Annotated in this window: 21 protein-coding genes; 11 read left to right on the forward strand and 10 right to left on the reverse strand. The window is 53.6% G+C overall.

Translation table 11 applies throughout. The annotated features are described in order from the left end of the window. Positions 1-55 precede the first annotated feature (55 nt). Entirely contained in the window at positions 56-1,237 is a 1,182-nt protein-coding gene (locus ACLQMU_RS02690; protein ID WP_422149409.1) for a bifunctional 5,6,7,8-tetrahydromethanopterin hydro-lyase/3-hexulose-6-phosphate synthase, read from the forward strand. A gap of 462 nt (positions 1,238-1,699) precedes the next feature. Here the strand turns inward: ACLQMU_RS02690 and ACLQMU_RS02695 are convergent, their stop codons facing one another. The 3 genes from ACLQMU_RS02695 to ACLQMU_RS02705 form a co-directional block, all read right to left on the reverse strand. Further along, the gene (locus ACLQMU_RS02695) at positions 1,700-2,518 is read right to left on the reverse strand and encodes a tetratricopeptide repeat protein (RefSeq protein WP_424040430.1); all 819 of its coding nucleotides are present in this window, start codon (positions 2,516-2,518) and stop codon (positions 1,700-1,702) included. A gap of 451 nt (positions 2,519-2,969) precedes the next feature. Beyond that, complete coding sequence (locus ACLQMU_RS02700) at positions 2,970-4,178, reverse strand: hypothetical protein (protein ID WP_424040431.1); 1,209 nt, start codon at positions 4,176-4,178, stop codon at positions 2,970-2,972. A 569-nt stretch (positions 4,179-4,747) separates the two neighbouring features. Beyond that, positions 4,748-5,845 carry an ABC transporter permease gene (locus ACLQMU_RS02705; protein ID WP_424040432.1) on the reverse strand — a complete coding sequence of 366 codons (1,098 nt, stop codon included), beginning with the start codon at positions 5,843-5,845 and terminating at the stop codon, positions 4,748-4,750. A 203-nt stretch (positions 5,846-6,048) separates the two neighbouring features. Between ACLQMU_RS02705 and ACLQMU_RS02710 the strand changes: the two genes are divergently transcribed. Further along, positions 6,049-6,423, forward strand: a complete 375-nt coding sequence (locus ACLQMU_RS02710; protein WP_422148571.1) for a hypothetical protein — start codon at positions 6,049-6,051, stop codon at positions 6,421-6,423. A gap of 444 nt (positions 6,424-6,867) precedes the next feature. Here the strand turns inward: ACLQMU_RS02710 and ACLQMU_RS02715 are convergent, their stop codons facing one another. Beyond that, positions 6,868-7,731, reverse strand: a complete 864-nt coding sequence (locus ACLQMU_RS02715; RefSeq protein WP_422148572.1) for an MBL fold metallo-hydrolase — start codon at positions 7,729-7,731, stop codon at positions 6,868-6,870. Positions 7,732-7,913: 182 nt separating this feature from the next. Between ACLQMU_RS02715 and ACLQMU_RS02720 the strand changes: the two genes are divergently transcribed. After that, a complete protein-coding gene (locus ACLQMU_RS02720; RefSeq protein ID WP_422148573.1) occupies positions 7,914-8,483 on the forward strand; it encodes a methyltransferase family protein in 570 nt (189 codons plus the stop codon). A gap of 143 nt (positions 8,484-8,626) precedes the next feature. On the opposite strand, the gene ACLQMU_RS02725 is transcribed toward ACLQMU_RS02720, so the two are convergent. Continuing rightward, positions 8,627-8,776 carry a hypothetical protein gene (locus ACLQMU_RS02725; RefSeq protein ID WP_422148574.1) on the reverse strand — a complete coding sequence of 50 codons (150 nt, stop codon included), beginning with the start codon at positions 8,774-8,776 and terminating at the stop codon, positions 8,627-8,629. 360 nt (positions 8,777-9,136) lie between these two features. On the opposite strand from ACLQMU_RS02725, the gene ACLQMU_RS02730 reads away from it, so the two are divergent. The 4 genes from ACLQMU_RS02730 to ACLQMU_RS02745 all read left to right on the forward strand — a co-directional run bounded on the left by ACLQMU_RS02730 (position 9,137) and on the right by ACLQMU_RS02745 (position 13,151). After that, entirely contained in the window at positions 9,137-9,514 is a 378-nt protein-coding gene (locus ACLQMU_RS02730; protein ID WP_422148575.1) for a hypothetical protein, read from the forward strand. A gap of 132 nt (positions 9,515-9,646) precedes the next feature. Then, positions 9,647-11,011, forward strand: coding sequence for a M20/M25/M40 family metallo-hydrolase (locus ACLQMU_RS02735; RefSeq protein WP_443673524.1), 1,365 nt, complete (start codon positions 9,647-9,649; stop codon positions 11,009-11,011). A 236-nt stretch (positions 11,012-11,247) separates the two neighbouring features. Next, on the forward strand, positions 11,248-12,486 hold the full coding sequence (locus ACLQMU_RS02740; RefSeq protein WP_422148577.1) for an MFS transporter: 1,239 nt from the start codon (positions 11,248-11,250) through the stop codon (positions 12,484-12,486). 326 nt (positions 12,487-12,812) lie between these two features. Then, positions 12,813-13,151 carry a hypothetical protein gene (locus tag ACLQMU_RS02745; protein WP_422148578.1) on the forward strand — a complete coding sequence of 113 codons (339 nt, stop codon included), beginning with the start codon at positions 12,813-12,815 and terminating at the stop codon, positions 13,149-13,151. A 342-nt stretch (positions 13,152-13,493) separates the two neighbouring features. On the opposite strand, the gene ACLQMU_RS02750 is transcribed toward ACLQMU_RS02745, so the two are convergent. The 3 genes from ACLQMU_RS02750 to ACLQMU_RS02760 form a co-directional block, all read right to left on the reverse strand. Continuing rightward, positions 13,494-14,330, reverse strand: a complete 837-nt coding sequence (locus tag ACLQMU_RS02750) for a hypothetical protein (RefSeq protein WP_422148579.1) — start codon at positions 14,328-14,330, stop codon at positions 13,494-13,496. Positions 14,331-14,805: 475 nt separating this feature from the next. After that, the gene (locus ACLQMU_RS02755; protein ID WP_422148580.1) at positions 14,806-15,093 is read right to left on the reverse strand and encodes a hypothetical protein; all 288 of its coding nucleotides are present in this window, start codon (positions 15,091-15,093) and stop codon (positions 14,806-14,808) included. Between the two features lie 189 nt (positions 15,094-15,282). Then, entirely contained in the window at positions 15,283-15,816 is a 534-nt protein-coding gene (locus ACLQMU_RS02760) for an archaellin/type IV pilin N-terminal domain-containing protein (RefSeq protein ID WP_422148581.1), read from the reverse strand. A gap of 612 nt (positions 15,817-16,428) precedes the next feature. Between ACLQMU_RS02760 and ACLQMU_RS02765 the strand changes: the two genes are divergently transcribed. Next, positions 16,429-16,692, forward strand: coding sequence for a hypothetical protein (locus ACLQMU_RS02765; protein WP_422148582.1), 264 nt, complete (start codon positions 16,429-16,431; stop codon positions 16,690-16,692). Positions 16,693-16,935: 243 nt separating this feature from the next. Here the strand turns inward: ACLQMU_RS02765 and ACLQMU_RS02770 are convergent, their stop codons facing one another. Next, positions 16,936-18,621 carry a PEGA domain-containing protein gene (locus ACLQMU_RS02770; RefSeq protein ID WP_422148583.1) on the reverse strand — a complete coding sequence of 562 codons (1,686 nt, stop codon included), beginning with the start codon at positions 18,619-18,621 and terminating at the stop codon, positions 16,936-16,938. A gap of 222 nt (positions 18,622-18,843) precedes the next feature. On the opposite strand from ACLQMU_RS02770, the gene ACLQMU_RS02775 reads away from it, so the two are divergent. Beyond that, positions 18,844-19,179, forward strand: coding sequence for a cupin domain-containing protein (locus ACLQMU_RS02775; RefSeq protein WP_422148584.1), 336 nt, complete (start codon positions 18,844-18,846; stop codon positions 19,177-19,179). Positions 19,180-19,214: 35 nt separating this feature from the next. On the opposite strand, the gene ACLQMU_RS02780 is transcribed toward ACLQMU_RS02775, so the two are convergent. Continuing rightward, entirely contained in the window at positions 19,215-19,439 is a 225-nt protein-coding gene (locus ACLQMU_RS02780; RefSeq protein ID WP_422148585.1) for a ferredoxin, read from the reverse strand. Positions 19,440-19,639: 200 nt separating this feature from the next. Here ACLQMU_RS02780 and ACLQMU_RS02785 point away from each other — a divergent pair, with 200 nt between their 5' ends. Then, complete coding sequence (locus ACLQMU_RS02785; RefSeq protein ID WP_424040139.1) at positions 19,640-22,033, forward strand: heavy metal translocating P-type ATPase; 2,394 nt, start codon at positions 19,640-19,642, stop codon at positions 22,031-22,033. 7 nt (positions 22,034-22,040) lie between these two features. Beyond that, the gene (locus tag ACLQMU_RS02790; RefSeq protein ID WP_292367601.1) at positions 22,041-22,181 is read left to right on the forward strand and encodes a YHS domain-containing protein; all 141 of its coding nucleotides are present in this window, start codon (positions 22,041-22,043) and stop codon (positions 22,179-22,181) included. The last annotated feature ends 8 nt before the right edge of the window (positions 22,182-22,189 follow it).

Below are 22,189 nucleotides of genomic sequence, written 5' to 3' on the forward strand. Positions count from 1 at the left end.
GCGTAATCTTATCATGGTTGGCGGTCACATATCTAACCGGAGATAAAAGATTCACATGTATCTTGTCGGAGAAGCACTCATAGGCGAGGGCGCGGAACTTGCGCATATCGACCTGCTGCTGGGAAACAAGGAAGGCCCGGTCGGGAACGCGTTTGCAAACGCGGTGTCCCAGCTGTCGATGGGGCACACCCCGCTCCTCGCGGTCGTCCGCCCGAACCTGCTCACCAAGCCCGCCACCGTGATTATTCCCAAGGTGACGCTCAAGGGCATGGAGCAGGTGAACGAGATGTTCGGGCCCGTGCAGGCGGCGGTCGCAAAGGCGGTCGCCGACAGCCTTGAGGAAGGCGTGTTTGCCAATGTCGATATCGAGGAGATCGCCATTATCGCATCGGCGTTTGTCCACCCCGACGCACGGGACTACAACCGGATCTACCGGTACAATTACGGCGCGACGAAGCTCGCCCTCCGCCGGGCGCTCGAAAAATTCCCCGACGAGAAGACCCTTGTCTACGAGAAGGACCGGGCTGCGCACGGCATCATGGGATTCAAGGTGCAGCGCCTCTGGGACCCGCCGTACCTGCAGGTCGCGATGGACCTTGTGGACATGGGCAAGGTCGCCCAGGTCTTGAAGGAAGTGCCGCAGAACGACCACGTGATCATCGAGGCGGGAACGCCGCTGATCAAGAAGTTCGGCCTCGGTGTGATAGGCGAGATCCGGAAGCTCAGGCCCAACGCGTTCATCATCGCGGACCTGAAGATCCTCGACACCGGCAACCTCGAAGCCCGGATGGCGGCCGACGCCACTGCCGACGCGGTCGTCGTCTCGGGCCTCGCCCCGACCTCCACGATCGAGAAGGCGATTGCGGAAGCCCGCAAGGTCGGCATCTACTCGATCATCGATATGCTCAACGTGCAGAACCCGGCAAAGCTCATCGAGAAGCTCAAGGTGAAGCCTGACATCGTCGAGCTCCACCGCGCCATCGACACCGAGGAGACCTCCCATGCATGGGGCGATATCCCGGCGATGAAGAAGGCGGCCGGAGGAAAACTCCTCTGCGCAACCGCCGGCGGCATCCGGGTCGAAGTCGTAAAAGACGCCCTGAAGGCCGGCGCTGATATCCTCGTGGTTGGCCGGGGCATCACGGCGAGCAAGGACATCGAGCATGCCACCGACGAGTTCCTCGACCAGCTCAACCGGGAAGAGATCGACCAGTTCCGGATTATGACGGATTTCTAAAACCGCCCTTTTTTCCCATACGCTTTTTTTAAAGAAGTTTGTGACCCGCTTTTCACGGTGCGTCCTATGCGGACCGGTTCAAAAACGAACCACATGGAACAAAAATAAACCGATGCACCCGCTCACGTAACCAATAAACGGCTCTGGACCGGTCTCTCATGTGTGGGGGCACGCGGCAGCTCCTGTACCCGGATCAAAAACCATCGCTTCTCCGCATCGGAAAGCGCTTTGAATCCATCACGGGCCGGTTGTGCCGAAACGTTTGTGTTCATTAGGAAATCTCCTACCCCTATCCTGTGGGCATGATAACGTCATTGATCTAACAGGGTTTTAAACGACGGGAAATTGGAAAAAAGCGGGGAGAAATTTTCCAGCCGGAATTGTTTGTAGCGCCTGCACCCGGCGCCGCCCGGAACCGCAAAGCCCTGCCCTCCGTGAGCATACCTTTTACCGGGTCTGCTCCTATGCACTCATATTGTTGAGGATACTCTCGTATTCGTTTATCCCGTTCGAAGTTACCCCCATGACCTTCGCCGTTATCGGGATGGTCAGGGCAGGGTTGATCTTCATTGCCTGCTCGTACGACTGGATCGCCTCCTGATAACTTGCCAAATCATTGTAGGAAATGGGGGACTGGGGCGGGGTATTGCCATCAGGATACGGGGAAATACTGCGTGCAGCTGATTGCAGGGCCTGTTGCTGGACAATTGTAGAGAGAAGGAGGGCGTCACCTTTCAGGCTTAATGTAGTTGCATCGTTCGGGTTTTGTGCCAGGATCTGATCGTAGTCCGCCACTGCCCCGTTAAAGTTTCCTTCATAGGCCGAAATGATGCCCTCACTTCTCAGGGCCTCTGTATCGTTCTGGCTGGACGCGAGGATCGAACGGAAGATCTGATCGGCGTCCTGGATCTTCCCGGACCGGAGATCCACGGTTCCCAACCGTTTCATAATATCCGGATCGTTTGGAACATCGGTATCTGCCCGCTGGTACCAGTAAAAGGACATTTCCGGCTGGTTCATCAGGGTAACGGCATCGCCAGTCGCTACACTTGCTTTGGCATCGTAGCGTGCACCATTGTCGATGGGATCAAAAGCACGGTCATACCAGAACTGATACCAGTCGCTGTTTCCTGTGATGGGAAGGACATCTGTTATGGATACATTATTCTGGCTGTCATAGGGTACGAGATGGGCGAACGGGTCAAAGAGAAACGGGAAAATGAGGAACCAGATGGTAAAAAAAACAATGATTATGGTCAGGAGAATCCATTTGACCTGCATAATACTGAATAGATGGGATCTATTAAAAAAAGATGGCCTTACCGTAACGACAGAGATCCTGCTTTAGAAAATCTTTCAATGATGACCCGTGAACGATATCTTGCTTTACCGGCCCTGGAATTTTACTGGTGACGCAGGGGTTTTCTTTCACTCGTCGGCATATTGGCGGGCAGGGACACCGGGCACACGGCCAACGGGGTCGTCGGGAAGCTCAATTTAATTATGCAATGTTTTTTGCATCCAGTTTTATCCGTGGGTGGCATTTCGGACATTGAACCCTGATCGGCCTTCTTGATCGTCCAAGACTGGCAAGAAGTGAACCCATATACGTCCACTCATACCTACAGTGATGACACGATACCAGACAGGATGTATAATGGTAATCCATCTACCGGTATTTGTTTGAAAGAGTAGATGAAAAAAAGCTAGGCGGGGTGAAACTAATCCGGCATCACTGGTTTCGACCGTTGAAGGGAAATGGAATCCCATCTATCTTCGTTTCACAATCAATGTGATATATAAGTAGGATTCCAAGATTTGTAATATCATATCCACTTAATTTTTGCCCTCTGGAAAATGTATCATAAATTTGTGAATTGGTTTTCATATCAATATCGTATCTTCTTGCTAAGAGGCCCAGTTGTACAAGATGTTCTAGATAACTTTTGTAGAGAGTTCCTTGGAAATCCATTGGTACCTTGGGTTCGCTATCGATCATCCATTGTGGATTTCCTAAAGTGTCGATGGGTTCGAGTATTTTTTTGTGTTTTTCTCTGAATTCCCGGTCACCATTTACAATAGGATAAAGAAAAAAACGAAGCAAAATTATCTCTATATCATTTACTTCTCCAAGAATTTTTAGAAGATGTTTGGATTCAATGAAATCAACATCATCAGAAATAAGACTGTTTTTAATTATCGATGCAAGATAACTTCGTCTTTCATCAGATAATGACCTTGCGGATTGTCTTAAACTTTCCTCCATTAATTCCGTAAAATTTTCATTTTGTAACGCAAGTTTTAATAGAGCAGAATCTATTTTTTCCGTTTTTTTCTCTAACTGAATGGAATATTTCACTAATCGATCAAATCGCTGATTTGGAATAATGGTTCCAACCAATTCACTCATTAGAGGGCCCATCGTTGGAAGTAATGATAATGCCGACTTCATTGCTGATGCGACGATATCAACTGTTTGAATTTCAAGTTCCGGAGGTATTTTTTCATCCAGAATTTTCTCTATTTCTTTCCCATGAATTGTACGTTTTTTGAGGAGTTCATGCGACAATATTTCGATTTTATGGCGGACCTCCGGATCTTCGAGATGTTTATTAATAAACGATTCGATCTCTCTCCTTTCAATTGATGGGTCTATATGACTAATTTTGCACGAATTGTCAAAGTGCGTTGTATCTGTTTTACCGTCTCTAGAATCGATAACTGTTGGGAAATATTTTTTCTGCACTTTCATACCAGCAGCCGAAATAATCCGATGAGCCCTCATATTAAATGGTAGTTTGAGACTTCCTCGAACTGTATATCGAAAGCGTGCAGGTTTTTCTATTGTGATATATTTTATGGGGATATTTAATAGGCAAGCAAATACGGCATGCCCTGATTCGTGGAACGCTGAAACTTCATCATCGCATGGTTCTGACATTGCACCCCCCTACAGTAATTGTTACCATTTTAGTCCTAGTAGAGCTGGCAAAATTATAAAAATAAAGACGATTATGCAAATTACCAAGGCAAGGAGGATTGCAGCCAGCACTCCTATGTTTTGTTCTGCATCGTCTTTCATACCTATTCCTAGTTTCTTTTTGGAGTTAAAACAAACAGTATATTCGATATAATCTTATAAAAAAGAAAATTTCCAGTGGTTTGAACGAAGACAGGATCGGAAATGTGCTATTCCCACAAGTTTTTCATTCCTACTCCAAGATTTTATAGAAAATTGAAATTACCCCTTTTTGTGCTCTTTCAGATGTGAAGACTAAATCACAAAGAAAGTTTAGTAACTTTTCCTTTTAGTTTCTTTACAAAATCACACCAACACGCAAGAAGTCCCGGAAAATCTACTTTGACCATACCGCATCAGGCCCAGCCCTGCAACATCTGAAAAAAGATGTCACTTCCCCGAAAGAGGACGTACTGACCGTCCATATAACTGGTAAGTTTCCTCTCATGTTGGACACTTCCCCCTTCTTTCTACCAGCCCCCCTCCCCCCCTCACTCCAGCGTCCTCCTGAACGTCAAAATCCCGATGAGGATCATCATCGATGAGAAGATCATGAGGGCGACAAGGTCCATCCATATCACACCGATCCCCTGGTTCCTGAGGATGATGCTCCTGAGTGCAGAAATGCCGTAAAACTCCGGGTTGATGACGGTGATCCAGCGCAGCCAGCCCGGCATGCCGATCACCGGGTAGAACGCCCCCGAGGTCATGAAGAGGATGAGGTTGAAGAACGCGATCACCGGGCTGTACTCCTGCTGCGACGAAAACCGGGATGCAAAGGAGACAACAAAACTGGTCACCCCGATACTGACGATCAGGATCACGACAAGCACGAGCACAAAATCCTGGAAGCTCTGGAGCGTAAGCCCGGTGATCATCAGGTCGATCCAGAAGATGACAAAACCCGCGATGAAGGCGCGGACGGTGCCGCTTGAAATGATCCCGAGGATGATACTGGACCGTTTCACCGGCGTCACCAGATAGCCCTCGTGGATCCCGTTCTCCCGGTCCTTGATGAGCGCGATCCCGCCGCCAAACGACGTGGAGGTAAAGATGGCCATCACGATCACGCCCACGCCGAAGAACTGGATATACGTGATATCCCCGTAGATCTTGTCGACCGTGACCGGGTTGCTCGCTCCCAGGGCCAGCAGGACCCCGTTTAACGCCGCTTCGATCATCGGGGGTGTCGTGGAATCCGAGCTGTCGACGTAGAGCCGGACGGCGTTGTCGCTAGAAACCGATGAGGGGAAGACGATGACCGCTGAGATTTTCCCGTTCTCCAGGTCCTGTTTGGCCTGGGCCTCGTCCGGGTACACCGTGACATCCAGCAGTTTCTCTGCATCGTTCTGGTTTCCCTGGCTGATGTGGTTGAGCTGGTATGCCGCGCTCGTAAAGAGCGGCGTGTCGTTGTAAGGCGGGGCTTCCTGCACGACCCCGACCGGAACATGGCTGAGTGTCCCTCCTATCGCGCTCCCGAACACGATCAGGTACATCACGGGGATGAGGAGCGTCGAGACTATGATGAACGGATTGCTCAGGAATTTCTTGAAGTCCCGTTTGAAGATAGCCCGGGGGCCCCGCAGCATGGTGAATGCCTCGTTTACGTACCAGGCCGGTCCCGGTACGCTGGTGGTTGGTTTTTGGAAATGTTCTCGGACGTGAAGTAATTATGTGTAAACCGTCAACACATCGGTACCCGGTTATGGAGAATAGGAGGTTATATACTCTTACTCCGCACCATCCCCCTCCAACCACAAACTCTTCAACCCCTCACCCCCCAAGTACAAAAATGACCCGGGGAAAAAAGCCGGTCGCTGCCATTGACGAATCAAAAAAATTTGCTGAAAGGATGGGATACCGGTGGCAGGAGAATACGCAAGCAGACCTCGCGTACGATCTCTTCATCTTCAAACCAAAGATAGCCTGTGTCGTGAGGGTCCGGCAGACCCGGTACCGGATCAACCCGGATACGATATATGAAGATCTGATTCCTGATGATCTCCGCGAGGTCCGGAGCCTGCCGTTCCCGCCATGGATCATCCGGGAGATCTGGCTCCGTACGCAGCACGAGCGGGCCTGGCGCCGTCTCCGGATCTACCCGACCACGGTCGCCGAGATCGACTGGTGGGGGCCGGACGATTACACAAACCCGTACTCCCGGTAAGTTCTACCCCCCCCCGGCAGGCCCCCTTTACAGATGAGGGGGGGCCGGACCTACAGTCTCCCGCTATCTGTTCTCCGACGTAAGTGGTGCCGGGCCGGAACCGTGCCCCGGAAGTTCCAGTGGAAGCGGTGCCAATCCTCTCCACGATTATTGTTTTAATCCGGTATTTTCTGAAACGGAGCGTTTTAAACGGGAAAAAACCGTGCACTTTAGCGGCCTTCCTTTCATCGCGAAAAAAGGGAGGATGAACTGGTCATGCAGAGCGCCAAAAGGGCTGGAAATGCGTCTATGGCCTGAAAATACGAGGGGTCCCGCACCGTGAAACCGGGGTGGGTTTTTCCGGGAAAATGCCCGGATCTGCCATCCGGGGCCCTCCGGTGCGGGCAGAACCGGCCATCTGGCGAAGGAGATGCGGTTTTTTCGGTCATTTCCCCCTGGCGGCTGTCACTCTCCGAGCCGCTCGTCCAGTCCCTGCGCCGCGAGATCGGCCTCGATGCTCCGCGCGATGAACGCCACGTGGTGCCCGGGTACGCCGGAAAGTTCCAGCTCGGCACTCAGACGGCCGGCAAGAGCCAGGGGGTCCGGTGTCCCCGGCGCTGCTGCCGCGGCCTCCTTTATCAATGCATGAATGCGCCTGATATAGGCAAGGGATTCGTCGAATCTTTGGTAGGTCTCCTTTCCCTGTGCAGGCTCATCGTGCGAGGGAAGGTAGTGCCGGATCCCCGGGATTGCCGCAAAACGCCGGAGCGACCGGACCAGTGCGACCGGGTCGGTGTAGATCGGCGCTCGGCCCGGGGCCTGTACAGTATCTCCGGTAAAGAGGGCCATCTCTTTTTTCAGGAAAAGGGAGATGGAGCCCGGCGTGTGTCCCGGGGTGGAAAGCACGTCAAGTACGAGCCCGTTCCCGCAATCGATAACCGCTCCCTCCTCCAGCGGTCTGCCGACCGGCACTCCCCCGCCAACCAGTGACTGCATGCCGGGGGCCGGGGGTTTGAGGAGCATCGGGTCCGGGTGCTCGATCGACGGGGCGTCCAGCGGGTGGGCGGCGATCGTGCAGCCCGTCAGGTCCCGGAGTGCCTTTGCAGAGCCGGTATGATCCGGGTGCGCATGGGTGAGGATAATCAGCCGGATTTCGGAGGGATCCCGGCCGGTCGAACGGATGTAACCCGTGATCAGCTTCTCCGTCCCGTTAAAACCGGTATCGATGACGGTGATGCCGTCCCCGTAGATGAGGTACACGTACACGAACCGGCCGGGGTCAGGGCCGAGCGGGGTCTTGAGAGCATGGATATAAGGAGTGATCTGCATGGTGCCACCAGATCCAGTCTTGCCCCGCCACCTATAAAACCCACCGGTATCCCCTCCCCGCTCCGGCAGGGTTGGCCGGACATCCGTTTTTTTTGGTGCATACCTTCATCACCTTCCGGCGCTCACTCCGGTGAGGAATTCGTGCCCGGCCCTCCTGATACCGGGCGAAAAGGAAAGAAACCATGCAGACCGATGTATCATTGTTCGTTACCCTCTGGATAGCATTCTATGCGTTCTGGCTCATCTCCGCATGGAAGACCCGTTCACCGGTAAAAAGGAAGCAGTCGCGGCTCTCGTATTTCCTGTACGGGATCGTCTGGGTCGCTATCTGGATTATCCTCATCAACTGGTTTTCACCCGATCTCATGACGGACCGGATCGTACCTGACAGCATCGGGTATACCGTCGCCGGCCTGCTCATCACCCTCGCCGGCCTCGGCTTTGCAATCTGGGCCCGGGTCCATCTGGGAAAAAACTGGAGCGGGATGCCCGCCATCCGCGAGCAGCACACGATCACCCGGACCGGGCCGTACCGGTTCGTGCGCCATCCCATCTATTCAGGAATCCTGCTCGGACTTCTCGGGACAGCGATTGGCACCGGGTATTTCATTGTCTTCTGCTGTGTCCTCCTCATCCTCGTCCTCTTCGTGATAAAGTTCCGGATGGAAGAAAAGTTCCTCGAGGAGGAGTTCGGCGAGGAATACGCCCGGTACAGGAGAGAGGTCAGGGCGCTGGTCCCGTACGTGATATGAGGGGGAGGGTATTGCTGCGAGCAGACCGGGGATGCAACCAATGAGTCTCCTGACCCGCTCAACCGGGAAGAGATTGACCAGTTCTGCGTGATGACGGATTTCGAAAAACAATAATTATCTGTTTTTCAGATGTGAAAAAAGGCTTAATGGATCTTGGGAACCGAACACAGGTTGCCGCATGAGTTGATGCTGTACGACAAAAGGATGGCTTCATCGTCAAGGCTCTTTTCTCCGATACCGATCCTGCTCAATTTGTCACGGATTATTCTGATCTTTTTTTCAGTAGTTTGCATAGGGATAATGCCTCATTGGCGCACTGACCCGATAAAGAGATGTGTGAATTTCACGGAATTTTTTGCTCCGGGGAACCAGACATGAACTGATCGGGTTTACACCGGAACTATGAAAACCGGTAAAAAATGCGGGAGGCCTCCCCGTATCGCGACCCACCCGGGGTACGGCTGGGCAGGGAGTTTGTTTGTTTTTTAAATTTTCATCACTTATATCCACTTAGAGTGTCCCTCCGGGAGTGGTGGCACACCTCGCTCTTTTGTAGGCAGGGGGGACATTTTGCCTCCTCCTCCCGACCCCCTCCCTCCCGCAAATCTTTACCTTTATCCCCTATCGATTGTAACATGCTGTCCGGGAAGAGAATGGATAAACAATGCGTCATCGATACGCTGGGCTGGGGCCTTGTCCTCTGGCTCATCGGGTATGTGTCAGGGATTCTCCTGTTCTTCGCTCTCCCTGTTTCGCTGATCGGCTGGGCGATCCTGCCGGTCGGCGTCATTATCACCTTCTGGGTCCTGTTCAAACAAATCAGGCATGAAGATTTCCGGTATTACGCAATGCTCGCGGTTGCCTGGACCGCGATTGCCGTTGCCTGTGATTACGTGTTTATCGTTGTCGCCCTGAAACCGGCGGACGGGTACTACAAGCCGGATGTGTACCTGTATTACGTGCTGACGGTGGTCATCCCGCTCATCGCCGGCTGGTGGAAAAAGAATGCATCCCGCGGGACTGCATCATAGTCTCGTTTTTGCGCCCTTGCGGGATGAGGCAGGGAGGCTCCAGCCTCCTCATCATGCAAAAACGACCGGAAATATGAGCACAAAAGATACTATAAGCCACCATGGGAACGAGTATATCCGGAGCTCGCGTGCATGGGAAATGTGGTAACGTTCGAAGAGATCCTCTCGAAAACCCGGGCCATGATGCCCGATGTCGTGGAACGGCTCAAAACTCTTATCCGGTATCCCTCGGTGGCCTTTCCCGGTTATCCCCCCGGACCTGTCAGTGCGATGGCAGACGCGACGGCTGCGCTGCTCAAAGAGTACGGCCTCGGGGCAGTCCGCCTCATCGATATTCCCGGGGGATACCCGGCAGTGTACGGGGAGATCCCGGCCCCCGCAGGTGCACCGACCGTTATGGTGTACGCCCATTACGATGTCCAGCCGGCACAGAGAGAGGACGGGTGGGAGACGGATCCCTGGACCCCCGTGGAGAAAGGCGGGCGCCTCTACGGGCGGGGAGCCGCCGATGACAAGTCGGGCATCGTGATCGCGGCAGCATCCATCAGGGTCTTTGAGGGAAATCCTCCCGTGGGCGTGAAGGTGCTCATCGAGGGAGAGGAGGAGACGACCAGCCATCTCGATGCGTTCGTCGCCGCACACCCGGACCTGTTCCAGTGCGATGTGTTTATCATTGCCGATAACGGGAACATCGCCGTCAGAAACCCGGCGCTCACGACAACCCTGCGGGGCGAGGTTTCGTGCATCGTTGAAGTTCGAACGCTTAAGAGCCCGGTACACTCGGGGATGTTCGGGGGTGCGGCACCCGACGCCCTGGTCGCCCTGATACGGATGCTTGCCACGCTCCATGATGCTAAAGGAGACGTGGCAGTGCAGGGCCTCAGGTCCGGTTCACCTCCGGCCATGGAGTACCCGGCTGAGATCTACCGGGAGAGTGCCGGGCTGCTTTCCGGGGTTGACCTTGTCGGCACCGGGCCGCTTGGCGCACGCCTGTGGTCGAAACCCTCCATCACCGTGATCGGGATCGATGCCCCCTCAATCAGCGCGGCCGCAAATATCCTGATCCCCCGGGCGGCCGCAAAGGTAAGCATGCGTATCGCCCCGGATGCGGATCCCCGCCGCGAGGTGCACCTCCTGATGGACCACCTCCGTGCAGTCGCACCCTGGAACGTCCGCGTTGAGGTGACTGAAGTAAGTGCTTCTTTCGGGTTCATCTGCCCGGCCGGGGGTCCCGGTTACGCAGCAGCCCGCCATGCACTGGAAACCGCCTTTGGAGGACCGGTCATGGAAAAGGGGACCGGTGGGTCGATCCCCCTGACGTCTGTACTCCGGACCGCCGTGCCCCATGCCGGGTTCATCCTGTGGGGGGCCGAGGACTCCTCGTGTTCGCGCATCCACGGGACCAATGAGAGCGTGGACATCGGCGATCTGGAGCGGATCATTGTGGCGCAAAGCCTGTTTTTCTCGCTGCTGGGAAACGGGCGGCAGGAAACCTGACTGAACACCGGCAACGCCTGTTCCCGCGGAGATTTCGGGAAGACCGGCAGGTATCCGGCCGGAGGCAACCCGGGTCGCCGGATCTGATAACGGAAGTCCCGATCCTGACAAGGTGACCGGTTTTATCGGGAGATCCGGAACCCTGCGTTTTCATAACAGAGACGATGGGGAAGGGATTATCCCGTGTCCCGGGAAGCGATACTTTCCGGCGAAACCTCCAAATAGCCCCGGTGACCATGGTCTTTTCATTGCGGGGTGCATCTGTGCAGGGGAGCGGGAGTTACCGGTACCGGTGGGCAATTCTCTTTGCTGCGTTCGTCGCCGGCATGGCCGGGCCGATCGCACTCTTTGCGATGCCCCCGCTCTTTCCTGCCCTGACCGCTTTTCTTGGGGTATCCCTCTCCGGTATCGGGTTTACCGCCATGACCAGTTTTGGTATCGGTATCTCCGTCATGGCGATCCCGTTTGCGATCCTTTCTCCCCGGCTCGGCTGGAAAACTGCGGGAATCGCCTGTCTCGGAACGATCAGCATGGGTGCTCTAATCACGACGGTTTTTCCGACGTTCTGGGGGATCTTCCTCGGCCGGTTTATCGCGGGGCTGGGCTTCGGGATGGCATTCACATGGCCGGTGGGTGCCCTTTCCGTCTGGTTCCGCAAAGACGAGATGGGCCTTGCGACAGGCATCTGGGCGACGACACTCCCCGTCTCGGGGCTGCTCATCTTCGTACTCGCCCCGGTCCTCATCACGTCGTACGGCTGGATATCGGTACTCTGGTTCTCCTTTCTCTTTGCGATCGCGTCCCTCGCTCTCTGGGCCGTTCTCGCACAACAACCGGCTGACGACGGAACACGGATCAGTGGCTATTTCGCAGATGAGCGGTCAGCCTGCCTCTCCCATGACTGCATCGAGTCTGTTTTTCTCGACCGCGAGATGTGGCTTGTTGCCATCGCGTGGTTCGCGCTCAACTATTACCTGCTGGGGATAACGTCCCTTGCACCCGCGTATTTCACGACGGTCCTTGGTTTCAGTCTCTTCACGGCGTCCGCGCTTGCGATCCTCCCTGTTTCGATGATCATCTGGGTAGCCCCGGTCGCTGGCAGGTTATCGGACAGGTTGCACACCCGGAAAACCTTCATCCTCATATCGATGGCAGCGGGACTTCTCCTCTGCCCGGTGATATTTTTCCCTCGCCCTGGGTTCCTTTCATGGGCACTCTTTTTTGTCGTCCTCGGCATCGTGTGGGGCATGATACCGGCAACGGTTTTTGCCTCGCCCCGGGAGATCGTCGGCCCGGAACATGCCGGTCCTGCATCCGGCATCCTGAACCTGATGGTCGGGCTCGCCGCCCTTTCGGCCCCCTTGATCACCGAAAGCCTCGTGCCGGTTATTGGCTGGCAGGGGGCGCTCGCAAGCACTGCACTGCCGTCGGTTGCGGGAGTCGTCGCGATGGTAAAGGCCAGACGACTGAAATAAAACTGCAAGGTACCAGGGCTTCACCGGAAAACCCGGGGAAACTTCACGATGGAATGGTTTTTGGGGATCCTGCGCTCCGCAGTACACGTGCCCTGCCCGGGGAGGTACGGTGAGGAGGCCGGGTCTCCGGATCTCCTGAATAAGCCGGACAAAATCCGGGTCCCTGCCCATTGGATAGTTTTGAGCGGCATCACAGCGGGAATTGTCTCCTTCACCCGGCCGAAAAATCTGGAGCCTTCTTTCCAAAACAAAAAATAAAAGACGATTTTTTATATAGTTTGGATAAATACAATCTGTATTCAATAAGAGAGAATATGTGATGAAAGATGATAACCGGTTCTGATGGGGATTGGATTTGGTTATCACACGAAGAGGAACCCGGCTATGAAATTACCGGAAAATATCTTTTTTTCAGTGAAGATAAGAACAAACTTATCGAAATTGCCAAAAATGAAATCATGAATCTCCATTTCCATAAAGCTAAAGTAAGTGAAGTTACCCCTGACGGCCTGAAAGACCACGTTTTGTGCCTTTATTATAAGGACGATTCCAGAAAGTATGAATTAGCAAAGAGAAACGAACTGAAATATAACGTAAAATTCAGGTACTGGATGCGTGAGGAAGGTACCCCGGGTTACGCTAATACCCCGGGGAATTTTAAATAATAATACCTTGCGGGCTTGTGTAAATAGTAAAAAATGCATCTGCCGGAAAAAAGATAAAATCCTCATCCGTTGTCGACCCTTTTTCAAACCCGGCGATGATAAATTGTTAAGCAGAATTATTTCTCCAAAGATGCCCCCACAGGATGCATATCTTTTACAACCCGTCTTTATCGGTTGTTCACATTTTGGACCAATGTGTTTATATCAATCTTAAATTCCTTTATTTCAGGGAGGAAAATTGCATTATACAAGTCAACCCAAACGCCGTTTCAAAGAATCGGTCTGCTCTTTTCGGCAAACCAAGCGCACGGTTCCTCTCTAAAAAGTGGCACTTTATTCACATCAGGTAATAGTGAAGCCGTTTTTCAATGTTGTCGTGGTCCCGTCAGTAGAAACGATGACGACATCCCAGATACCCTTTGCGGCGGGAAGATCGAAATCACAGCTGATAACCTTTGGCGTCACGTTTACATTTTTGGCTTCAACGGACTGCTGGCCGGTCATCTGCAGTGTTACCCGGGAACCGGAAGGGAAGTTAGTGCCGAAAATTTTGAAACCGACGGTAGTATTCCCACCTCCCGAATCAGGAGAAAGACCGCTGATTTCAGAAGGGGCCGAGGGGGCCGGGGGGACGTTCGCGCTCTGAGCAGTCTGGTTCAAAATATCCTTTGCTTGTGAACCGCCGAAATAAAAACCGATGACTGTGGCAAAGACACTCGTGAGGCTCGCAAGCGTGGTATTTATCAGATCAGTTTGATCCGAGATGAGCACGATTATGAAAACCGTAATCCCAATTACGAGAAGGATAGAAACCGCAAGCGTGCGCCGGGTCGTTCCGACAACACCGCGTGGTTCCTGAGCGGCATCGATAATCTTTTCAATTAATTCCTTTTTTGTATCCTCAGAAAAATGGGAATCTTTGATTGAATCGATCTTCGCCATCAGAGTAACATTGGTCTTGTTCGCCCAATTCTGGTCAATGTAGAGTGGCACAAAGACAATGAAGGCCGTCAGAAAAATTAGAAACGCCAGAAAGAAAAATAAATATTCAAGAAGGGTTGGGCTCACTGTGTTTAGCATACTGATAAGTGAGATTCCATTCACGGAAGCGTTCGATGTTTCGTTAAGAATTCCGGCATCTGCTGCCAGAAGCATGTTTGAAAATACAAAGTCCAGCATTTCATTCGCCACCTTGAATTGCGTTTTATTTATTTTATATCTATTAATATTATTGTTTAATTTTCATGTGGCAAGGGGCTATTGCATTTACGGATAATAGCAAATTTTCAAATCAATCGTTAATGCATTACGATTCCCAGATTATAAAAACCGAATAAAACAAAATATGTCAAAATTTTAGTTATTTTAACGAAATAAGACTAAATTATGGACATTTTCATAAGCATCAACCGTTGTTGACCCTTTTGTTCAAGTCTCTAAGATGATAAATCTTCTAAATACTTACGATGCGCGCATGGATTTCAATGCTCGCTCTCAAATCAAGTCTAATTCTCCTTAGCAGCACTCCTCACAGATGGTCAAATTTTCTATTCTGAAAGTTGAAACCTTCCGCGATGTTCGTTTATATTCCCTGTATTACGGAAAAGAATCAATCTATACGGTTTTGCACTGATGGTTTCAACGAAGCTAAAATTTAATAAAATGAAGGTTTAGGAGATTTTTCATTGAACCAATCATTCCAAGCGGTAATTCCTTGTGCGGTGACACTGAATGAATCAGTTTCACCGAATGTATAATCGTTGTTTTTAGGAAGTTTTTCAATATAATTTTTTTGAGCAAAATATTTGAGACACCCTAATTTGACGTCGTCAGTATACTTCATAGCCAGCTTTAATTTATAATCCTTTACATTTTCAATTTTGTAAGGATTTCCATCGGTCATTTCCAAAATTTGTTGATACACTTGTTCAAGGGGGAGCATAATTTACATTCTCGCACTTGGAGATATAAACATTTGGTTTAATATAAATGTAACAGTATGAAATAATACACTGTTGACTATTCTCATCCGTTGTCGACCCTTTTTCAAACCCGGCGATGATAATTTTTCCTGATTATAGTATCAGGACCGGCTTCTGGAATAATAGGTTGGGAAGTTTAGGGAAAAAAATCAGTCGAGTACCACGACCGGGGTCAGGCTGCCGGGTACAGTCCCGGTGATGGGAACAGCTACACCCGTTGAAGGCTGGAAGTTAATATTGAATTTTGTATTGGGTGTTGCAGTGCTCGGCACGCCGACCATAACGACATTCGCACCACTATCGTTTGCAATACACCAGGTAGGACTATTGGCCTGGTTGGTGGGGCAGTCACCATAGGTCAGATTTCCAATGCGGCCGCCGTTATTATCATCGTACGAAATCACCGTATCAGAGCCGGGGACCCCGCCACTTCCAAAAGTTACGTTAACATAGTCCAGGTTATTATTCGTGGCATCACGAATCCCGTACACGCCAGACACTTCCAGGACCGAGCTTGCCTGTCCAACGGCTGTGTGGACGGTAGCCTGGGCAGTCTGGGATGTAAAAAAACCGGCGCCAAGCACCACATACGAGAAAACCGCCGCGACAACGATAAATGCGATCAACACAATTGCTGCTTCAAGGCCGGTAAAAGCCTCTTCCAGCATCTCATGAAAAGACATAATTTAACCTCGTATTCAGATTATTTTATTCTTTGCATACTGATTGGGGATATCACTAAAACCAAAAAGGTTGATCTCTTATCCTCGTTACATCGCTCTTACTGCCCGGGTGAAATCTGCCACGAACCCTGGTTGTCAGTTAGGGTCCTCTCTTTCGTAGCCCTATAAGAAGAAGATGTTTGTAACCCTGAATGCCCCTGCCATGTGATTTCGTTTTCTTCAGCCTCCGCATTTTCTCATAATTACCGTGAGATTTTTTGACCGGTATACAAATGTGAATATGAGGATACCGGTTTTGTGAGGTTTCGAGTATCCGGATGAACGGTAATTTTCTGTAATTTTAGCAAAATCTCGTGTACCGTTCCCTGCGTTTTTTAAGATGTCGAAATTTTCGGGAAGAGAGGATCACTTGTTTGCATGATATCCATGCCAGCTGTTACCAAAGGACGTTATCTTCTTCGTATTCCCGGACTGTGCAAGGCTTCTGCAACCAGCCGGCATTCTGAGTTTTACGACAGAAAAGCTCCGATACTTTCGAGGTGGTTGCTTACCGTGATCCGGTTCATTGCCAGCAGGTGAAAGCATTTAATATCAGGTAACGTATCCTTTACAATGGCACCATTCATGATGTATCATACGCACTCATTTGCAGCGCACTCACTTGCCGGTCCCGTCCTGATGATCGGTCTCTGGGTTATCCAGCTGCTCATTGCGTTCCTCATCTACCGGGACGCAAAAGAACAGAAGATGTTCGCACCGGTCTGGACGGTTCTTGCGATTCTGCCGCTGTTCGGGTACCTTATCGATGTCCTTTACCTGATTATCCGTGAGGTACGGCCATCGCGGAAAGTTGAAAATCCGCCCGCATCGTTATAACAGAAAACGACCCTGTGGCAGCCGTAGTGCCCCATTCTGCAATGGCCGGATGAGGTTGTGGCGGCATAATGCATGCCTCCAAACCTCTCTTTTACATGACGTATTGTTGTCTGTGCAGCATCAAAAAAGGTTTCATGCAGCGTCCGGACTCTCTTTTATCCAGTCATCATAAAGCGGATGCATCGACCTTCAGCCATTAAAAAATGAAGATCCGGAATGCTCCTGAAAAAAGTGGTGGCGGATTTACCGGGTTCTCCGCCGGTTTTCCACGATGAGAACAATGCCGCCGGCGCCGATCAGCGCGCCCAGGGTGACCGTGACCGGGAGCGGCGCATGCGTCGTCGGTACCGGCAGGGGAACAAGCGGGGCTTGCACCTTGATAATCTCACCGCTCGCCGGCCACTGGGCCAGGGAGGCTGTGTAGGGGATGTATCCGGGGCTTTCTACCCGGTACGTCCGGACGGGCGTCCCGGTGACGGCGACAGTCACGTAGAGTACGCCGTTTGTAATGTTCCCTTCATTGACATTGTCGAAGGAGACCTGCGCCCCGTCCACATTGCTGTACACGGCAATGATCCCCTGTCCTGATCCGGCGGGCGGCGGTGACGGGTAGAATACCGGGGAATAGAAGGAGGTCCGGCCGGCACTAATCGCGATCCGCTGTTCATCGTCGGGATAGCCGCTCAGGGTCGCCTTCATCGAGTAGGTGGCCGGGAGGAGGTCCGTGATGGTGACCGGGGAGACGCCCTCATAAGCGCCGTTCACGTAGATGGCCGCACCGTCAGGTGTGGACTGCGCAAAGATTGCACCGGTCCTTGCCGGGTTGGGTGAAGGCTGGAGGGTCGGGTAGTACCCGGCGGTCTGGCCCGCGGTGACGGTCACGAGCTGGGTGTTGGAGTAATAGCCGTCCAGGGCCGCCATCACCGAATAGGTCCCGGGGAGGAGGTTGTTCACGGTAATCGGCGAGGTCCCGTAGTAGACACCGCTGACGTAAATGGCCGCACCGGCCGGGGAGGACCGGGCAGAGATCGCCCCGGGCGTTCCCGGCGGGTTGGGCGAGGGCTGGAGGGTCGGGTAGTATCCCGTGGTCCTGCCCGGATAGACCGTGATCGTCCGCGTGTCGGCAGAGTAGCCGTTCAGGGTCGCCATCATCGCATAGGTGCCGGGCAGGAGGTTATTGACCGTGACCGGCGAGTTCCCGTAGCTGTTGCCGTTCACGTAGATCGTGGCCCCCGAAGGGACGGACTGGGCAGAGATCGCGCCGTTGCTCATCACCTGGCCGTTCACCGTGACGATGTCGTATTTGGTGATCGTGTCCGAACCGTACTGGTTAGTCGCGGTGAGCGTCACCGTATAACTGCCCGGGTCGGTATAGGTGTGGATCGGGGACCCGGTCGAGGCATCGGTCGCGCCATCGCCGAAATCCCAGTACCACATGGTGGGGGCGTTGAGGGACGTATCGGTGAACCGGACCGTGAGCGGTCCGTTGCCTGAGGCGGGTGACGCAGTGAAATCGGCAACCGGTGCATACGGGCCCGGGATCGGCGAGGTCGTCTCTTCCGTGGTCGGCATCACCGTAGGCAGCCCCGTGGGCTGAGTGGTTTCTTCCGTGGGGTTCAGTGTCGGCTGCTCGGTGGGCTGAGTGGTTTCCTCCGTGGGGTTCAGTGTCGGCTGTTCGGTGGGCTGCGTAGTTTCCTCCGTAGGATTCAGCGTCGGTTCCTCGGTCGGGTACGTGACGGGTTCCATCGTCGTTTCTGTGATGGTCACCTCTTCGGCCCCGAGAAGCGGCAGGCCGGATGCACCGGACACCTGTCCTGTGGTCCCGGCAGTTGCCGTGCCCGCATACGTACCCTGCGTGTCTGCGGTTGCAAGGGGGAGACAGAGGAGGCAGAGCGCAAGTGCCAGAACTACAATTGTAACGTTTTTCATACAACCATCTCGTTAGAAAAAGAAATCTGGTTCCTCTTCATATAAACCAAGCGCTTTCGTTGTAAGAAGAGAAAATCTGCCCCCCTCGTCCTCGCAAAAAGGTACGGGGGTGGTTTCCCGTGAAACCAAAGAGGGCCCTCACCTTCCGCGCATAAAAGATCCCGGCTATGACCGGCACTGATATCTGGTGGCAGGAGAAAATTCTCTCTTTAGTGACCTGTTATGACCGATACCGGACGTGAAGACATCAGGGAAAAAGTGCTCAACGTAAACGACCTCATCGCGTACCAGCCCGGCACCGTGGCAAGCCGGATGATCGTCTTTAAAAAAGCCGGCTCGATCACGCTGTTTTCGTTTGATGCAGGAGAAGGTCTCTCGGAACACACCGCTCCCTTCGACGCGGTGCTCATGGTGACCGACGGCAAAGCGGAAGTGCAGATCGCGCGAACGTCCTTTGTAGTCGGGACCGGTGAAATGATCATCCTGCCGGCGAACAAGCCGCACGCGGTCTTTGCCCGCGAACGGTTCCGTATGATCCTCTCCATGATCCGCGAGTGAGCCCGGGCGGTCGTTTATTGCCGGCGGGATGCCGGTCACTCTACAATGGTGATAATCGCCGACGGGCAGAGGTCGGCGGCATCGCGTGCGCAGGCGATGGTTTCAGGAAGCGTGATACTGGTCGCCAAATCCCCTTTCTCCTGGTACTCGGGAACGATCTGCGAAAACGAGTCCTCTTCATTCTGTACAAAGAGTGCCGGGCACGAATCCCAGCACGAACCGCAGCTCACGCACTGCATCCGGTCGATAGTTACCTTCATGATATCTCCCTAAAAATCCGTACTCATTCCTGCATGTTGGCGTCCTGTGCAATAAACATTCCACCCGTACCCAATTGTTCGCTTCATAACCGTTATAAGCACAAAAAGAGAGATGACGGAACAAAGGAACCCTGTTCTTTCTGGAGGCCCGACCCGTGCCTGTAACGGCAAAGAAAAAAGCAGAACTGAAAATAACCGGTATGCACTGCGCGACCTGTGCGGTCACCGTGGAAGAAGCACTCTCAAACGTCAAAAATGTCGCCCGGGCTCAGGTGAATTTCGGGACCGACACCGCTCACGTGGAGTTCGATCCTTCGAAGGTTTCCCTTGTCGATCTCGAAAAAGCCGTGCGGGACGCCGGCTACGAGGTGACCAACCGGGAGGTGGTGATCAAAGTCGGCGGCATGATGTGCGCGACCTGCGTCCAGACCATCGAGGCGGCACTCCGGGCGCTGCCCGGGGTCGTCGCGGCGAACGTAAACCTCGCAAACGAGCAGGCATACGTCACCTACAACCCGTCTGTCTCGGCAGTTGCGGACATGAAGCAGGCGATCGAAGACGCAGGGTACCAGTACCTCGGGATCGCCGGCGAGATCAGCGACGAGGCAGAAAAGGCTGCGCGTGATGCAGACCTCCATGACAAGCTGATGCGGTTTTCCATCGGGTTTGCGGTCAGCATTCCCCTGATGGTACTCATGTGGGTGCCAACAGGGATCCCCATGCAGGTGCTCGCGTACGGTATGCTCGTCGTCTCGACACCGGTCTTCTTCTACGTTGCATACCCCATCTTCAAGGCCGCGTGGACGGCGCTCAAAAACAAGACCCTCTCCATGGATGTCATGTACGCCATGGGTACGGGTGTCGCGTATGTCGCAAGCGTGATGGGCACGTTCTCGATCGTCCTCACTCATGAGTTCATGTTCTACGATACCGCGATCATGCTCGCCGCATTCCTGATGCTCGGGAGATATCTCGAAGCCCGGGCAAAGGGCCGGACATCGGATGCGATCAAAAAACTGGCCGGGCTCCAGGCAAAGACGGCAACGGTTATCCACGACGGGAAAGAGACCGAGGTCGCCATCGAGGACCTCGTTGTCGGCGACATCGTGATCGCGAAACCCGGCAGCAGGATCCCGGTGGACGGCGAGGTGGTGGCCGGCGAGAGTTACGTGGACGAAGCGATGATCACCGGGGAACCGGTCCCGCTCCTGAAAGCGAAAGGGAGCCGGGTGGTCGGCGGCACGATCAGCACGAACGGCGTCCTCTCGGTCAGGGCCACAAAGATAGGGAAGGAGACCGTCCTTGCGCAGATTGTCAAACTCGTCGAGGATGCACAGGGGTCAAAGCCGCCGGTCCAGCGGATCGCAGATGTCGCGGTCGCGTACTTTATCCCGGTCGTCCTTATCATCGCCGCGTCCGCATTCATCGTGTGGTACTTCCTGCTCGGTGCGACGATGCTCTTTGCCCTCACCGCGCTCATCTCCGTGCTCGTGGTTGCCTGCCCCTGTGCGCTCGGCCTTGCCACGCCGACAGCAGTTACCGTGGGGATCGGACGGGGCGCGGAACTGGGAATCCTCATCAAGGACGGCGAGGCGCTTGAGGTCGCAGAAAAGGTCACGACCGTCATCTTCGACAAGACCGGTACGCTCACCCGGGGAAAACCGGAGGTGACTGATATCGTGGCGACCGGCGTTACGGAAGAGACGCTCCTGTCTCTTGCCGCGGCAGTCGAGAAAAACTCGGACCACCCGCTCGCCCGGGCAGTTGTCCGCGCCGCACAGGCAAAGGGGGTTGCAATCGGCGACGCGGGAAAGTTCGATACCCTGGGCGGCAAGGGGGTCCGTGCGCTGGTGCTTGGCGAAGAGGTGCTGGCGGGCAACAGAACGCTCATGCAGGAAAATGGCATCGCGTTTCCCGAAGGGATCGATGCGAAGATCCGTACCTTCGAAAATGACGGAAAGACGGTGATCCTGGTTGCAACCGGCCGTGAACCTGCAGGCATTATCGCGATCGCAGATACGCTCAAAAGTACCAGTGCGGAAGCGGTCCGGCAGCTCAGGGCGCACGGGATCGCTGTCGTCATGGTGACAGGGGACAACAGGCGCACGGCAGACGCAATAGGCCGCACGATCGGGATCGACCGGGTGATAGCAGAAGTTCTCCCGGGAGAAAAAGCCGCGGAGGTAAAAGCCCTGCAGGAACGGGGAGAACGCGTCGCATTTGTCGGCGACGGGATCAATGACGCCCCGGCGCTTGCGCAGGCTGACGTGGGGATCGCAATCGGCAGCGGGACGGATATCGCCATCGAGAGCGGGGAGATCGTGCTCGTGCGGGACGACCTTCTCGATGCGGTGGCAGCGCTCGAACTCTCGAAAAAAGTGATGGGCAGGATCCGGGAGAATATCTTCTGGGCCTTTGCCTACAACGCAGCTCTTATTCCGGTGGGCGCCGGGATCCTCTACCCGTTCTTCGGGTTCGTATTCCGGCCCGAGCTTGCCGCCCTTGCGATGGCCGCGAGTTCGGTGACCGTCGTGACCCTCTCGCTTCTCCTCAAAGGGTATATACCTGAAGCAAGGAAGAAGGATCATAGGTGACGAAAAAATGGCAATCGACCCGATCTGCAAGATGACCGTTGATGAAAAGACGGCAAAGTTCACGAGCGAGTACAAGGGGAAGAAATATTATTTCTGCGCCCCGGGCTGCAAGAAAAAATTTGATTCGGATCCTGCGAAGTACGCGTGATGGCCGGA

The organism is Methanoregula sp. (assembly GCF_052325125.1).
GTDB lineage: Archaea > Halobacteriota > Methanomicrobia > Methanomicrobiales > Methanospirillaceae > Methanoregula.